At 61.0% G+C, this 14,517-nt stretch carries 13 protein-coding genes; 6 read left to right on the forward strand and 7 right to left on the reverse strand.

Annotated features, from left to right (window positions below):
• Positions 1-15 precede the first annotated feature (15 nt).
• The 3 genes from KUA23_RS01555 to bcsQ all read left to right on the forward strand — a co-directional run bounded on the left by KUA23_RS01555 (position 16) and on the right by bcsQ (position 3,680).
• On the forward strand, positions 16-1,431 hold the full coding sequence (locus KUA23_RS01555; protein ID WP_078046439.1) for an MBOAT family O-acyltransferase: 1,416 nt from the start codon (positions 16-18) through the stop codon (positions 1,429-1,431).
• 12 nt (positions 1,432-1,443) lie between these two features.
• Complete coding sequence (locus KUA23_RS01560) at positions 1,444-2,568, forward strand: alginate O-acetyltransferase AlgX-related protein (protein WP_346356368.1); 1,125 nt, start codon at positions 1,444-1,446, stop codon at positions 2,566-2,568.
• Between the two features lie 176 nt (positions 2,569-2,744).
• Positions 2,745-3,680 carry a cellulose biosynthesis protein BcsQ gene (bcsQ, locus tag KUA23_RS01565; RefSeq protein WP_078046441.1) on the forward strand — a complete coding sequence of 312 codons (936 nt, stop codon included), beginning with the start codon at positions 2,745-2,747 and terminating at the stop codon, positions 3,678-3,680.
• A gap of 241 nt (positions 3,681-3,921) precedes the next feature.
• Here the strand turns inward: bcsQ and KUA23_RS01570 are convergent, their stop codons facing one another.
• From KUA23_RS01570 to KUA23_RS01590, 5 genes are all read right to left on the reverse strand, one after another.
• Entirely contained in the window at positions 3,922-5,109 is a 1,188-nt protein-coding gene (locus KUA23_RS01570; protein WP_252993357.1) for a methyltransferase, read from the reverse strand.
• Positions 5,090-5,779, reverse strand: coding sequence for an ABC transporter permease (locus KUA23_RS01575; RefSeq protein WP_078050854.1), 690 nt, complete (start codon positions 5,777-5,779; stop codon positions 5,090-5,092). The genes KUA23_RS01570 and KUA23_RS01575 overlap by 20 nt, the downstream gene beginning before the upstream one ends.
• A gap of 38 nt (positions 5,780-5,817) precedes the next feature.
• Positions 5,818-6,513 (reverse strand): ABC transporter permease, encoded by a 696-nt coding sequence (locus KUA23_RS01580; protein WP_099491340.1) that lies wholly within the window; start codon positions 6,511-6,513, stop codon positions 5,818-5,820.
• A gap of 74 nt (positions 6,514-6,587) precedes the next feature.
• Positions 6,588-7,340, reverse strand: a complete 753-nt coding sequence (locus KUA23_RS01585) for an ABC transporter substrate-binding protein (protein ID WP_003187758.1) — start codon at positions 7,338-7,340, stop codon at positions 6,588-6,590.
• A 13-nt stretch (positions 7,341-7,353) separates the two neighbouring features.
• Complete coding sequence (locus KUA23_RS01590) at positions 7,354-8,127, reverse strand: ABC transporter ATP-binding protein (protein WP_078046444.1); 774 nt, start codon at positions 8,125-8,127, stop codon at positions 7,354-7,356.
• Between the two features lie 555 nt (positions 8,128-8,682).
• Here KUA23_RS01590 and gabP point away from each other — a divergent pair.
• Positions 8,683-10,074, forward strand: coding sequence for a GABA permease (gabP, locus tag KUA23_RS01595; RefSeq protein ID WP_078046445.1), 1,392 nt, complete (start codon positions 8,683-8,685; stop codon positions 10,072-10,074).
• A gap of 119 nt (positions 10,075-10,193) precedes the next feature.
• On the opposite strand, the gene KUA23_RS01600 is transcribed toward gabP, so the two are convergent.
• Complete coding sequence (locus tag KUA23_RS01600; RefSeq protein ID WP_078046446.1) at positions 10,194-10,607, reverse strand: hypothetical protein; 414 nt, start codon at positions 10,605-10,607, stop codon at positions 10,194-10,196.
• Positions 10,608-10,611: 4 nt separating this feature from the next.
• Positions 10,612-11,565: an alpha/beta hydrolase family protein gene (locus tag KUA23_RS01605; protein WP_099491336.1), complete on the reverse strand. Its 954-nt coding sequence runs from the start codon at positions 11,563-11,565 to the stop codon at positions 10,612-10,614.
• Positions 11,566-11,739: 174 nt separating this feature from the next.
• Here KUA23_RS01605 and KUA23_RS01610 point away from each other — a divergent pair, with 174 nt between their 5' ends.
• Entirely contained in the window at positions 11,740-12,705 is a 966-nt protein-coding gene (locus KUA23_RS01610) for an arsenic resistance protein (protein ID WP_252993358.1), read from the forward strand.
• An 87-nt stretch (positions 12,706-12,792) separates the two neighbouring features.
• Positions 12,793-14,385, forward strand: coding sequence for an ArnT family glycosyltransferase (locus tag KUA23_RS01615; protein WP_100491699.1), 1,593 nt, complete (start codon positions 12,793-12,795; stop codon positions 14,383-14,385).
• The last annotated feature ends 132 nt before the right edge of the window (positions 14,386-14,517 follow it).

The following is a 14,517-nucleotide window of genomic DNA, read 5'->3' on the forward strand; positions in this document are numbered from 1 at the left end:
CAGGCCCGAACCACCATGGTCTTTGCCTCACTCGAATTCCTCACGCTGTTCCTGCCGGCCTTCCTGTTGATCTACGCCCTGGCTCGTCCGAGCTGGCGCAACGTCATCCTGTTGATCGGCAGCTGGTTGTTCTACGGCTGGTTGAGCCCGTTGTTCCTGTTCCTGCACATGGTGTTGACCGTGGTGGCATGGGTCGGCGGCTTGCTGGTGGACCGCTCCCGTGAGGACGGCAAAGGCCGGGTGCGCCTGTTGATCGCGTTGATCGTGTTCAACACGGCGGTGCTGTGTTGGTACAAGTACGCCAACATCGTCGCTGGCACTGTGAGCGAGGTGATCACTTGGTACGGTGCGATGCCGCTGGACTGGCAACGCGTGGCCTTGCCGGCCGGCTTGTCGTTCATCGTGTTGCAGGCGATTTCCTACCTGGTGGATGTGCACCGGCACACGGTGCCGGTGGAGCGCAGCTTCATCAACTACGCCACCTATATCTCGATGTTCGGGCACTCGATTGCCGGTCCGATCATCCGTTACGACTGGGTTCGCCGCGAGCTGAACCAGCGTTATTTCAACTGGGCGAATTTCTCCCTGGGCGCGCGGCGCTTCATGATCGGCATGGGCATGAAAGTGCTGGTGGCCGACACCCTGTCGCCGCTGGTGGACATTGCCTTTCACCTGGAGAACCCAAGCCTGGTGGACGCCTGGATCGGTTGCCTGGCGTATTCGCTGCAACTGTTCTTCGACTTCGCCGGCTACAGCGCCATGGCCATCGGCCTGGGCCTGATGCTGGGCTTCCACTTCCCGGAAAACTTCAACCGGCCCTATCTGGCCAGCAGCATCCAGGACTTCTGGCGGCGCTGGCATTTGTCGTTGTCCAGCTGGTTGCGCGACTACCTGTACATCGCCCTGGGTGGTAACCGCGATGGCGTGTGGCGCACCTATCGCAACCTATTCCTGACCATGGCGATCGCCGGCCTGTGGCACGGCGGCGACAGTTGGAACTACCTGCTGTGGGGTTCGGCTCACGGCGTGGCGTTGTGCGTGGACCGTGCGTGGTCGCGTTCGAGCTTGCCGAGCATTCCGCCGGTGCTGTCGCACATCCTCACCTTGCTGTTTGTGTGCCTGGCCTGGACCCTGTTCCGCGCGCCGGACTTCCACTCGGCGCTGACCCTGTACGCCGGCCAGTTCGGTATGCATGGCATGGGCCTGGGTGACGCGATGGCCGTGGCCATGCGCCCGGCCCACGGCATGGCGGCCTTGTTGGGCCTGGTGTGCATCATTGCGCCGATCTGGCAGGTGCGTTGCGAACAGCGTTTCGGCACCCAGCCGTGGTTTGTCCTGGCGGCTTCACTGTGGCCGGTGGCGGGGTTTGTGTTGTCGTTTGCGCTGATTGCCAGCCGCGACGCCGTACCGTTTCTGTACTTTCAGTTCTAAGGACGCCCGACCATGCCTGCTCCTACCGCGCCGACTCCACCGAGCGACTTGGCCGTTCGCACCAGCCCCCTGGCGGCCTGGGTGCTGGTGCCCTTTTTGGCGGCGGGGCTGTTGTCCTGCGCTTGGCTGATGGTGAAGGGGCCGATCAGTTATGTGCCGGCCAAGGTCGACAGCGACATGTTGCTTCATGGCGACCTGACCCACCGTTTTGCCAAGGAACTAGCCAAGGCGCCGATGGCGATCCAGGCCGCCAACCTGGAGCGCGGCGGCAGCTGGCTGGTGTTCGGCGACACAGGGCCGCGCGTGCGTCCGGGTTGCCCCGGCTGGCTGTTTATCAGCGATGAGCTGCGCATCAACCGCCATGCCGAGGGCAATGCCCAGACCAAGGCCCAGGCGGTGATCGACCTGCAAAAACAACTGAGTCACAAAGGCATCGACCTGCAAGTGGTGGTGGTACCGGACAAGAGCCGCATCGCCGCCGCCCAGCGCTGTGGCCTGTACCGTCCAGCCGTGCTCGATAGTCGAATCCGCGATTGGACCGCCGCGTTGCAAGCGGCTGGTGTTTCTGCTCTGGACCTCACGGATACACTCAAGCCCTTGGGCGCCGAAGCCTATCTGCGCACGGACACCCACTGGAGCGAAACCGGCGCTAACGCCGGTGCCCAGGCCCTGGCGCAGCGTATCCAGCAACACGGTATCAAGGCCACGCCCGAGCAAAGCTTCGACATCACCCAGGCGCCGCTCGCCGTGCGCCCAGGTGACCTGGTGCGGCTGGCCGGTCTCGATTGGTTGCCGCCCAAGCTGCAGCCGCCCGTCGAGTCGGTCGCGGCCAGCACGGCGCATGAAACCGCAGGCGCCACCAGCAATGCCGACGACCTGTTTGGCGACGCGGGCCTGCCCAATGTGGCGCTGATCGGCACCTCGTTCTCGCGTAATTCCAATTTCGTCGGTTTCCTGCAAAAGGCCCTGAATGCGCCTGTGGGTAATTTCAGCAAAGACGGGGGGGAATTCTCGGGCGCGGCCAAGGCTTACTTTGAAAGTCCGGCCTTCAAGCAAACACCACCAAAATTACTGATTTGGGAAATTCCAGAGCGGGATCTGCAAACGCCCTACGATTCGATCAACATTGGTCAGTAATTTGACGATCTGCCGTTTGTCTAAAAAATAGACAACCACATCATCAAAATAATGACACTTTTATGCGCTTGAAGCAGACTGCCTGCACTAGGGCGACCACAAAAAGACCTGCGGTAAGCAGTCGTATCAGCTGACCTTCTCACGTCTTTGAGCTTCGCCGTGATGAGGAATTCGCTATGAGCTTTACCGATGGCCTTCTCGTGCTGCTTGGCAAGGATGTCAGCCGTGACGTCCAGGGATTGAATGCGCGCTTGCATTTTTTTGGCAGCATCCCTGTGGATGACGGCACCCCGTTCCCCCCGCAAACACCCAGTGCAAGTGCGCAGTCCCAGCCGGTGGATAAGGCGTTGCGGCGTCCGTGTGTGGTGGCGTTGGTGTCGGTTAATGGTGGAGTGGGGCGCAGTACCCTGGCCACAGCGTTGAGCAGCGGCCTGCAGCGTCTGGGCGAGTCGGTGGTCGCCATCGATCTGGACCCACAGAACGCCCTGCGGATGCACTTCGGAGTCAGCCCGAGTTCGCCGGGTATCGGCCCGACCAGCCTACGCAATGCGCATTGGGACACGCTCCAACAACCCGGCTTTGTCGGCAGTCGCGTGATTACCTTTGGCGACACCGACCTGCGCCAGCAGGATGACCTGCAACGCTGGCTCAAGCATGAGCCGGACTGGCTGGCGCAACGCCTGGCCGCCTTGGACCTGAGCGCCCGTCATACCGTGATCATCGACACCCCTGCCGGTAACAACGTCTATTTCCATCAAGCCTTGAGCGTGGCCGATGTGGTGTTGGTGATCGCCCAGGCCGATGCCGCCTCCCTGGGCACCCTGGACCAGCTTGACGGGCTGCTGGCGCCGCACCTTGAGCGCGAGCATCCACCCCACGTTCATTTTGTGCTCAACCAACTGGATGAAGACAATGCCTTCAGCCTGGATATGGTCGAGGCGTTCAAGCAGCGCCTGGGCGCTAAAGAACCACTGGAAGTGCACCGCGACATGGCGATCAGCGAGGCATTGGCGTTTGGCGCCGACCCCTTGGACAGCCAGGAATTGACCTTGGCCGGAGACGATATCAATGAGCTTTGCCGCCTGTTGATCGCACGCAGAAAACACCTATAAATCGCGCTTTATACGGTTAACGCCAGATGCTTATGCACAATCGGTTGGATGTCGGTGTCATCAAACAGCCCTTTTGTGGAGGCGTTCTCATCACACCGCAACTGCCTGTTTTACGTGCGTTTTATTTTGTGAACAAAAAATGACCAGCCTGGCTTTTGCCCTGTAGCGTAGATGGCTACAGGCTCCGTAAAGAATCCATCAACAGAGTTATCCACAGGCTGCACGGCGACAATTTTGCCTCTTAATCGCGCTCGGCAAGCACCATCAGGTTGCGCGGCGTCAATGCGGGTTCGCAGAAGGTGCCTACGTCGACCTTGTAGCCGTTTTCGCCAAGAAATAGCGCCCGATCCAGCACCAGCCATACCTCCAGCGGGCGCCGAAACAGACCACGCAGCAATTCCAGGTTCCTGACCTCGGCCAGGCGATGCCAGCCGTGTGCTTCCAGGGCCGCCCAATCCTGTTCACCTGTGGATAAGCCTTTGAGGCTTGCCAGCTCCCGGCAGTAGTCCGCGAAGGGTTTGTCGAGCCAACCGGCCGGCAGGGAGGGTGTTGGCAGGTACTCGTCCAGACCGCGCAGTTCACGTTGCAGCTGATCGAAACCCAGGCGCCGCGCCATGGACATGTCCCGCCGCCAGCGCACGCGTTTGCCGGCGGTGACGGTTTCGCTCAGCGGCAGGCCGAGGTCATCCAGCGACAGTTGCAGGTGTGAGGCACGGCCTGCGTGGGACAGTGGCTGGTAGATGTCGGCATGGATGCGGTTGTAGCAGCAGGGCGCCAGGGCCAGTTGTTTGCAGCCGGCCGCACTGGCCAGTCGCAGCAGGCGCACATGCAGGTCGCCGCAGGCGTGCAGGGCGACGGGCGTGTGTTCAGGGTCAATCTCAACGTGCGTCATGACGTCTTGCAGGCGATGGGTAACGGCCAAACGGTGGTGGTCGCTCAAGGCCTGGCCTGCAGCGATCAACGCCGGGTCATACTCCAGGCACGTCAGGGCCTGATCGTCTTGTAGCAGGCGGCGACCCAGGTGGCCCTTGCCCGCGCACCAGTCCAGCCAATGCGTGGGCGTCTGCGCAAACTGCAGTGCAGCGCCAAAGGCTTCTATCTGTTCCCATTTGCGACCCGGCACATCGACGTTCAAGCGATGGCGAGCGGTGGGCAGCGGATGCGTCGCTAACTTATCCACAGCACTGAGCTGACGAGCCTGCGCAGCGAGCTGTGGAAAAGGCGCCGGTGCCGGCAGGTCGTGAGGATGGTTGTGACTGGCTTCGGCATCGTCCAACGAGCGTTGGCGCAGCCACTGGGCGAGTGCGGGGTGCTGGGTTTCCCACGGCAAGTGCAGATGAGTAAAGGGCCGTGGTTTCCACAGCCCTTGGTGCTCGATCAGAAACGCATCCAGCGCCTGGAAGCGTGCTTCAACGTCCTTGGCAGGCATCGACGCGTAGCCAGCGTTCCAGCAGTTTGAAGCCGCGTACCAGCAGGTACGCCATTAACAGGTAGAACAGGCCGGCGGCGAAGAAGATCTCCACCGGCAAATAGGTACGGGCAATGATGGTCCGCGCCATGCCGGTCAATTCCAGCAGGGTGACGGTACTGGCCAGGGCGCTGGCCTTGAGCATCAGGATCACTTCGTTGCTGTACGCCGGCAGGCCGATGCGCGAGGCGCGCGGCAGGATGATGTAGAACAGCGTCTTGGGCTTGGACATGCCCAGTGCGCGCGCCGCCTCAATCTCGCCCGGCGGAATGGCCTGGATCGCGCCGCGCAGGATCTCGGCGATGTAGGCGGCGGTGTGCAGGGTCATGGTGGCAGTGGCGCACCAGAACGGATCGCGCAAGTAGGGCCACATGAAACTCCCGCGCACCGAGTCGAACTGCGCCAGGCCGTAATAGACCAGGAACAACTGCACCAGCAGTGGCGTACCACGAAAGAAGAAAATGTAGGCATAAGGCACAGCACTGATATACCAGCGCCGTGAAGAGCGGGCGATACCCAGCGGGATTGCCAGCAGCAGGCCGGCGATCACTGCAATGGCTACCAGCTCCAGGGTCAGGGTGGCGCCCTGCGCCAATTTGGGCAGCCACTTGATGATCACGGCCCAGTTCAGGCCCAGATCGAAATGCGCCAGCCAGCTGTAGTCGCCGCTCATTGGGTGCTCCTCGCAAAGCCGCGGGCGGCGCGTTTTTCCAGGAAGTGCATGCCGGTCATGGCCAGTACGGTCAGGCCCAGGTACATGAAGGCGGCGACCATGAAGAAGGTGAAAGGCTGCTTGGTGACGGTCACGCCGATCTGCGCATGGCGCATGATTTCTTCCAGGCCGATCACCGATACCAGCGCGGTGTCTTTCATCAGGATCATGAACAGGTTGCCCAGGCCGGGCAGGGCGATGCGCCACATCTGCGGCATGATCAGCCGGGTGAAGATCCGGAACTTCGACAGCCCCAGCGCGACACCGGCTTCGCGGTGGCCCTTGGGAATGGCGAGGATCGCGCCACGGAACACTTCCGTCGCATAGGCGCCAAAGCACAGGCCCAGGGCGATCACACCGGCGGCAAAGGCGCTGAGGGAAAGGTCGGGGTCGCCGAAGAACTCACCGAGGGCACGCATCAGGTTGACCGTGCCGAAATAAATCAGCAGCACCCACAGCAATTCGGGAATGCCACGAACGATAGTCGAGTAAGCACCGCCCACCCATTGCAGCGGCTTGTACGGCGAAGTCTTGGCCAGGGCCCCGGCAAGGCCGAGCACCAGCCCCAGGCACAGGGCCGTGAGCGCCAGTTTGACGGTCATCAGCGCGCCAGCGGCAAGCGCCGGGCCGAATCCGTAGAGATCGAAATTCATGGTGTTTTCATATCGCGGCAGGCATTGCAAAAAGCCGACGCGCTCAACTGAGCGCGCCGGGCATACCGTTCAGATCATTCGATGCTGAAAGGGAAGTACTTGTCGTTGATCTTCTTGTAGGTGCCGTCTGCCTTGATCTCTGCCAGGGCTTTGTTCAGGCGCTCGCGCAGTGGGTCGCCCTTGCGTACGGCGATACCGATCTTGTCGCTCTCTACAACCGGATCGCCCTTGAACTCGTAGGCGGAACCGTCTTTGCTCTTAAGCCATTCGTACTGCACGTACTTGTCGGCGAGGATGCCGTCCAAGCGACCGGACGTCAGGTCGAGGTAGGCGTTTTCCTGGGTGTCGTACAGCTTGGCTTCGGTATCCGGCAGCTTGTCTTCCAGGTAAGTACCGGCCAACGTCGCGCGTTGTGCACCGATGACTTTGCCTTTGAGGTAAGCGGCGTCGGTCTTGAAGTCGGCGGTGGCTTTAGGCGCGATGAATTGCAGCTTGTTGGAGTAGTACGGGTCAGTGAAGTCGACGGCCTGCTTGCGCTCGTCGGTGATCGACAGCGAGGACACCAGGAAGTCGAACTTCTTGGCATTCAGGGCCGGGATGATGCCGTCCCAGTCGGACACATACACTTCGCACTTCTCGACCTTCATCTTGGCGCACAGGGCGTCGCCGATATCTTTGTCGAAGCCGACGACGTTGCCGCTGGCGTCTTTATTGTTGAACGGCGGGTAAGCCGCTTCGATCCCCATTTTCAAGGTTTCTGCCATGGCCGTGGCGCTGAACGCCATCGAGACGGCCGCGGCCAGAAGGAATTTTTTATAGTTCTGCATGCATGTTGCTCCGTTAGCGGTTGCTGGACATGAATTGTTTGCAGCGCGCCGAAAGCGGGTTTTCAAACACCTGCTGTGGCGATCCTTGCTCTTCGACCAGGCCCTGGTGCAGGAACACCACTTCACTGGACACCTGGCGGGCGAAGCCCATTTCATGGGTGACCAGCAGCATGGTGCGGCCTTCTTCGGCCAGCGCGCGGATCACATTAAGTACTTCCTGAACCATTTCCGGGTCAAGGGCCGAAGTCGGCTCGTCGAACAGGATGACTTTAGGCTGCATCGCCAGGGTGCGCGCAATGGCCGCCCGTTGTTGCTGGCCGCCGGACAATTGCGCGGGGTAGGCGTGGCGCTTGTCGGCGATGCCGACCTTGTCCAGCAGGGCTTCGGCGACTTCGATGGCCTCGGCCTTGCTCTGGCCGAGCACACGGCGAGGAGCCTCGATGATGTTGTCGAGGATGCTCATGTGCGGCCACAGGTTAAAGTTTTGAAACACAAAACCGATTTCGCTGCGCAGGCGGTTGATCTGCTTGCCGTCGGCGGCCATCAGCTCGCCATTTTTCGCAGCCTTGAGCTTGAGTTCTTCGCCGGCCACCAGGATCTGGCCCTGGTGCGGGTTTTCCAGCAGGTTGATGCAGCGCAGGAAGGTGGACTTGCCGGAACCGGAGGAACCCAGGATCGAGATCACATCGCCGTCGCGAGCGGTCAGCGAGATACCTTTGAGTACCTCCAGCTCACCATAGCGTTTATGCAAGTTGCGGATTTCAAGCGCGGGCGCGGCCTCGGCCATGTGGGGTCCTCATTGTGTTCGTTGCGATCGTCGCTGTTGGGCCGCCTTCCTGGCGAGGCGCCAAGCTAGCATAGCGTCTTGACGGCAGCCAACAGCGTGGCGGGCGGTAATCAGGTGGTGTGCGGCAGGGTGTCGCATCGGCACAGCAGCGTGTCGCGCCATCAACAACCGAACAGCCGTTTGAACCCGAAATACCACAGGCTTCGCGTAAAAAAGGGCGCGATGGTGCCAGCTTTGGCCGGGTGTTGGAAGGGTTAACCGGGCAAACGGTGCATATCAGCCCTTTTGTGGGGCGTCACGTACTTTTTGTGTGTGTTTATGGTGCGTTTGTTCGTCGTATATGTGGGTCGCACGGTAACGCTATAGCGGAATGCCATTGTTCTCAATGACTTGCGACGGTTGTTGAATCGTCCTACAACCCGCGTCAATCGCGGCTCTGTAACATTTTGGCGCAAATCTTGCGTAAAAAATAAAGAACGCCCTGTTGGTTTCTTTTCACGAGAAAGATCCCGGGCCGGGCCGACCGTTTTCGCAATTCCTCGCAAAGGTGTGTCAATGAGTAGTACGCAAAGCTCCAATGACCTCGAACAGGGGCTCAAACCGCGTCACGTCACCATGCTGTCGATTGCCGGCGTCATCGGTGCCGGTTTGTTTGTCGGCTCCGGCCACGCGATTGCTGCCGCCGGCCCGGCTGTACTGCTGGCGTACGCCGCGGCGGGTACGCTGGTGGTATTGGTGATGCGCATGCTGGCCGAAATGGCCGTGGCGTCGCCGGACACCGGTTCGTTCTCTACTTATGCCGACCGCGCCATCGGTCACTGGGCCGGGTTTACCATCGGTTGGTTGTACTGGTGGTTCTGGGTGCTGGTGATTCCGCTGGAGGCCAACGCTGCCGCGACTATCCTGCACGCCTGGTTCCCGGATGTGGCCATCTGGGCCTTCACCCTGATCATCACCTTGCTGCTGACAGCAACCAACCTGTTCAGCGTGAAGAACTACGGCGAATTCGAGTTCTGGTTTGCGTTGATCAAGGTCGTGGCGATCGTGGGCTTTGTGATCCTGGGCCTGGCCGCGATTTTTGGCTTCCTGCCGACCAGCCAGGTCAGCGGTGTTTCCCATCTGTTCGACACCCAAGGCTTTATGCCAAACGGCATGGGTGCAGTCCTTGCGGCGATCCTGACCACCATGTTCTCGTTCATGGGCACCGAGATCGTCACCATTGCCGCCGCTGAATCGAAGAACCCAGGCCAGCAAATCACCAAGGCCACCAACTCGGTGATCTGGCGGATTGGTTTGTTCTACCTGCTGTCGATCTTCATCGTGGTGTCCCTGGTGCCGTGGAATGACCCGACCCTGGCGGCCGTGGGTTCCTACCAGACTGTGCTTGAGCGCATGGGCATCCCGAACGCCAAGCTGATCGTCGACCTGGTGGTACTGGTCGCCGTGACCAGTTGCTTGAACTCGGCGCTGTATACCGCTTCGCGCATGCTGTTCTCCCTGGGCCGTCGCGGTGACGCACCGGCCGTGGCCAAGCGCACCAACAAGAGCGGCACGCCTTACTGGGCGGTATTGTTGTCCACCGGCGCAGCGTTCCTGGCGGTGTTCGCCAACTACGTGGCCCCGGCTGCGGTATTTGAATTCCTGCTGGCCAGCTCCGGCGCCATCGCATTGCTGGTGTACCTGGTGATCGCCGTGTCGCAACTGCGCATGCGCCAGAAACGCACGGCGGCGGGCGAGAAGATTGTCTTCAAGATGTGGCTGTTCCCAGGCCTGACCTACGCGGTGATGGTGTTCATCGTCGGTACGCTGACCATCATGCTGTTCCAGGAAGCGCACCGGGTCGAGATCATCGCGACCGGTGTGCTGAGCGTGCTGGTGGTGGCGGCGGGGTTGTTTGTGTCCAGCCGGCGCAAGGCGCAGAGAGCGGGTGCAGCCGTACTGAACTGACGGCGTGCGGTAAAGAATGTGGGAGCGGGCTTGCTCGCGAAAGCGGTGTATCAGTGGATGAATCTGTTAACTGACACTCCGCATTCGCGAGCAAGCCCGCTCCCACATTTGGTTCTGCGTCAGGCTTGCGAACTGGTCAACGCTTGGGAGGCCGCAACGTAATCCGCCTGGAATTGCGGCGACTCGATCCACGCCAGTGCGGCGGCTTCATCGTCGGTGTCCGTGGCCCACTGCCGGTACTCGATCAATGCCGCAAGAATGAAGTCGGTGGCTTCCTCTTCGCCTTCCTGCTCAAGCACCAGTGCCAGCAAGGGATGGGCCAGGAATACGGCGCACAGCGCCTGCTGGCTGGTCTCGCCTGCGGTGCGCATCTCTACAAACAGCTCAGTCAAATCCACTGACTCCAGGTCGATGCGGCTGTCATCACCCGCAAACGCATCCGGCTTGGTCGCGACGGCGCGCTGGGTACGGTTTTGCTTGGCCTTGGCCTTTGCCCGGTGGGCGCGTTTTTGCTGCTTGTTCGGCGAGGCCATGGGCTCAACGTCCTAGGGTTCTGGGTCTGAGTGGAGTATTGAAGCGCAGGTTGGGGGAAATCCCAAGGGTATCTGCAGTTGATGGGTCGTTTTGAAGCCACGCCAACGCAATCGGCCACAGCCGGTCCTGATACTCGCTGCGAAAAAATGCGAAATGTCCGACTTCCTTTTCGCCTATGTCTTCAGGCGCGATGCGCAGGTGAGTGCACTCACTGCTGTCGAAGTAACCCAGTAGTCGTTCAATGGCAGCTACGGTTCCGAAGGGATCATCGGTGATGCTGATCGCCAGTATCTGCGCCTTCACGCGGCTGAATGGCAGTTCGCCCAGGTCTCGCCCGCTGGGTCGCGTTTCATACCTGGGCGACGGCGTGCTCCAGTCTCGCACCACGCCCGCGGGTGTGTCTTCCAGCCAGCCCAGGCGCTTGCCGGGGAAGTGCCCGCACAGCGCTGTCACCAGCGGCATCGCTACATGCCACTTGGCGAACATCCGCCAACGCACGCTCGCCGCATAGTCGCGCCAGTACGCAAACTGAGCGCCCACGGTCACCATCCGCCGGATCACCGCACCCGACGCCCCGAGCCCGGCCGCGCAGCCACCGAAGCTGTGGCCAACGACATCAATCGGCTGTCCTGGAAATTCCCGCTGTGCTCGCTGCAACATCGCCTCGAAATCCAATACACCCCAGTCCGACCACGAGGCTTTGAAGCCGCGCAGCGAGCCACTGCGGGATTCGCCGATGCCACGGTAGTCGTAGGTGATGACGTCGAAGCCGTTGGCGAACAGGTAATCGGCGAAGCGGGAGTAGTGACGGCAGCGCACGGAGGTGGCGGCATTGATGATGACGACCGGACGTTCAAGGTCGGTGCGCGGGTGGCGCCAGGTAAAGCCGCCCAGCATGTAGCCGTCGGCGGCAGGCTCGTGGAAAGCGTCCAGGGTGGGGCGGGTTGGAAGGTTCATAGGGCTATTGGGTCCTTGCGCCTCAAGTGAGGGAGTGCAGGCTCGCGCGCTTTTTTATAAGGCGTCGAACTTAACAAATTTCGCGCATCGTGATTGCGCAGATTGTCAGGGTGCTCGACCTTGCCGCCCTGGGTGCTTAGGCTGTCGGCCTTATGATCCATCCGAGCCAGCCTTATGACGCGCGACGCCCTCGAACACAACCAGATCCCGGTCTATTTCGCCGCCGTTCTGCTGGCCGTCGTCTTCGGCCTGCTCGCGCCCCCATTCGCCCACGGCCTCAGCGCGTTGGTCACCCCCGCTATCGCGGTGCTGATGTACGCGATGTTCCTGCAAATCCCCTTCCTGGACCTGCGCCAAGGCTTGGGCAACAAGCGCTTCCTGTCGGCATTGTTGCTGGCCAATTTCATCCTCGTTCCCTTACTGGTGTGGGCGTTGACCCAAAGCCTGGTGGGTCGCCCGGTCCTGTTGGTGGGGGCGTTGCTGGTATTGCTGACGCCGTGCATCGACTACGTGGTGGTGTTCACCCACATCGGCAAGGGCGATTCGCGGTTGATGCTGGCGGCGACGCCGGTGCTATTGCTGCTGCAGTTGGCGCTGTTGCCGCTCTATTTGAGCCTGATGCTCGGCGCGCAATCCGAGGTGGTCGTCCAGGCGCAGCCGTTTGTAGAGGCGTTCCTCTTGTTGATCGTGGTGCCGATGATTCTGGCGGTGGTCACGGTGTCGCTGGCACGGCGATCATCGATGGTCAGTGTCTGGAGCAGTGCCTGGGCGTGGTTGCCGGTGCCGGCGATGGCGCTGGTGTTGTTTGTGGTGATCGCCTCACACATCACGTCGGTGGTGCGGGATATGAGCCTGCTGTTGCCGGTGATCCCGGTGTATATCGGCTTTTTGTTGTTGGCACCGCTGATGGGTGCGATGGCGTCGCGGCTGTTTGCGCTCCCCGCCGCTACGGCGCGGGCGGTGACGTTCAGCGCTTCGACGCGTAACTCGTTGGTGGTGCTGCCCTTGGCGCTGGCGCTGCCCGAGGATGTGCGTGGCTTGGCGGCGACTGCGGTGATCCTGCAAACCTTGGTCGAGCTCGTTGGTGAGTTGATTTACGTTCGGTTGATCCCTAGGTGGGTGTGGCCCGCAGGTCGGTAAAAACGGCAATCTTCAGGTTTGTTCAGGCGCTATTCAGCAGGGCGGTCTGCACCATAAGTCGGCGCCCCTTACCTGACAGGTCAACCGATGGATCACCGCAACCGTTTCCGCCTGGAGTCACTGGGCATTTTTCTGTTTGCTCTTGTGTTGTTCACCTTCGGCATCTGGGATCAGCAGCCCCAGGGTTTTGACGGGCGCTGGGCGCTGTTCCTGCAGGAAATGTTTCGCCATGGCGCGAGTTTTTTCCCGACCACCTACGGGCAGCCCTACGCGGATTACCCCGGCACTGCGACCTTCTTCAGCTTTTTGTTTGCCCGACTGTTTGGCGCGCCGAATCATTTGGCGAACGTATTGCCCACCGCCCTGGCGTCCGCTGGGGTGGTGGCGGTGATGTATCGCCTGCTGGTCCCGGCGAATCGCCAGTGGGCGCTGCTCACGGTGTTATTGACCTTGCTCACCACTCAGTTGCTGGAAAAATCCCGGTCGGTGTGCCTGGACCAGATGGTGGCGTTGTTGTGTGTCGGCAGTTTCTACCTGCTGCACAGCGGCGGACGCTGGCGGCGGCTTGCGGTGTTCCCGCTGTTCATCCTGGGCTTTGCGATACGCGGGCCGTTGGGCTTGATCGAGGTCTGTGGCGTGGTCTGCGTCTATTGGGCACTGGGCAAGCCTGGTGAGCGGGTCAGGCAGGTGCTGATCCACGGTGTCATGGGCCTGGTATTGCTGGCGGCCTGTTGGTGGGTGCTGGTGAAGTTGGCGCGCGTCAGTGGCGGTGATGCCTTTGCCGATGAGGTGTTCAAGATGCAGGTGGGCGGGCGCCTCGATGAGACCGGTGAGCCGTTCTATTTCTACTTCCAGCTGAGTTTGTACCGCTACTTCCCGGTGGTGCCGTTGGCGCTGGCCACAATGATTGCGCTGCGTCATCGCTGGTCCGAGCGGTTCGCGGGCGATATGCAGTTAGTGGTGCGGCTAGGGGCCTGCGGCTTGATGATTTTGCTCGGGCTGTCGGTGCCGCATTTCAAGCGCGCCTATTACATCCTGCCCATGGTGCCGATGTTCGCCGCTGTCGCCGCCTATGGGCTTCTCCAGGCGCAAGGTTGGCTCGTTGGCGTGCGTCGCACCTACGAATGGCTTGTCGCAGCGCTGCCGGCGTTGTGCGTGGTTGTAGTCCTTGTCTGTCGGCATGGGTGGCAGAAGCATGGTTATTGGCCTGACGTTTCGCTACCGCTGCTGATCGGCGGACTGGTGGTGCTGCAGATCGCGGCACTGATCGCCTGGCGTCGGGTGGGGCGGCTGGTGTGGCTCAGCCTGATCGCATTGACCGCGCAATGGCTGCTGTTGGTGACGGTGGTTGAACCGGCGAAGGATCTGCAATTCGATACCCGGCAATTTGTCGGCCGAGTCGAGGCGCTGCGAGGCGCTCAGCCGGGGCCGCTGGTGTTTATCAACCTGGGCCGGGACACCTGGGCGGTGCGCTACGTGATGAACCTGGATCACGATGAGTACCCGGTGTTCATCGCAAGCAGCGAGATCGCGCGACTGGAAGCTTTGCCTCGGCCAGCCTGGGTGATCGTCTCGCGCAAGGAAACCGCGTTGTTGAAAGGCACGCCTCTGGAGCAGTTGGCGCCAAGGTTTGAAGGGCGGTTGAATGACAACCCGCTGATGGTATTTTTACTGAAGTGAATCGGCAGCTTGAGTCGAACGAGGAGGGCGCCCGGTTTGCGATTGAGTTCGGCGGACGCTGCTCGGAGATAAAAATCACAGGCAACAAAAAACCCGCACTAGGCGGGTTTCTTGATTGCTTTCACGTGATGT

The organism is Pseudomonas pergaminensis (genome assembly GCF_024112395.2).
GTDB lineage: Bacteria > Pseudomonadota > Gammaproteobacteria > Pseudomonadales > Pseudomonadaceae > Aquipseudomonas > Aquipseudomonas pergaminensis.

Excerpts from the sequence above, each read along its gene's own strand:
- KUA23_RS01555 (WP_078046439.1), top strand. The coding sequence starts at position 16 with ATGGTCTTTGCCTCACTCGAATTCCTCACGCTGTTCCTGCCGGCCTTC.
- KUA23_RS01560 (WP_346356368.1), top strand. The coding sequence starts at position 1,444 with ATGCCTGCTCCTACCGCGCCGACTCCACCGAGCGACTTGGCCGTTCGC.
- bcsQ (WP_078046441.1), top strand. The coding sequence starts at position 2,745 with ATGAGCTTTACCGATGGCCTTCTCGTGCTGCTTGGCAAGGATGTCAGC.
- KUA23_RS01570 (WP_252993357.1), bottom strand. The coding sequence starts at position 5,109 with ATGCCTGCCAAGGACGTTGAAGCACGCTTCCAGGCGCTGGATGCGTTT.
- KUA23_RS01580 (WP_099491340.1), bottom strand. The coding sequence starts at position 6,513 with ATGAATTTCGATCTCTACGGATTCGGCCCGGCGCTTGCCGCTGGCGCG.
- KUA23_RS01585 (WP_003187758.1), bottom strand. The coding sequence starts at position 7,340 with ATGCAGAACTATAAAAAATTCCTTCTGGCCGCGGCCGTCTCGATGGCG.
- KUA23_RS01590 (WP_078046444.1), bottom strand. The coding sequence starts at position 8,127 with ATGGCCGAGGCCGCGCCCGCGCTTGAAATCCGCAACTTGCATAAACGC.
- gabP (WP_078046445.1), top strand. The coding sequence starts at position 8,683 with ATGAGTAGTACGCAAAGCTCCAATGACCTCGAACAGGGGCTCAAACCG.
- KUA23_RS01600 (WP_078046446.1), bottom strand. The coding sequence starts at position 10,607 with ATGGCCTCGCCGAACAAGCAGCAAAAACGCGCCCACCGGGCAAAGGCC.
- KUA23_RS01605 (WP_099491336.1), bottom strand. The coding sequence starts at position 11,565 with ATGAACCTTCCAACCCGCCCCACCCTGGACGCTTTCCACGAGCCTGCC.
- KUA23_RS01610 (WP_252993358.1), top strand. The coding sequence starts at position 11,740 with ATGACGCGCGACGCCCTCGAACACAACCAGATCCCGGTCTATTTCGCC.
- KUA23_RS01615 (WP_100491699.1), top strand. The coding sequence starts at position 12,793 with ATGGATCACCGCAACCGTTTCCGCCTGGAGTCACTGGGCATTTTTCTG.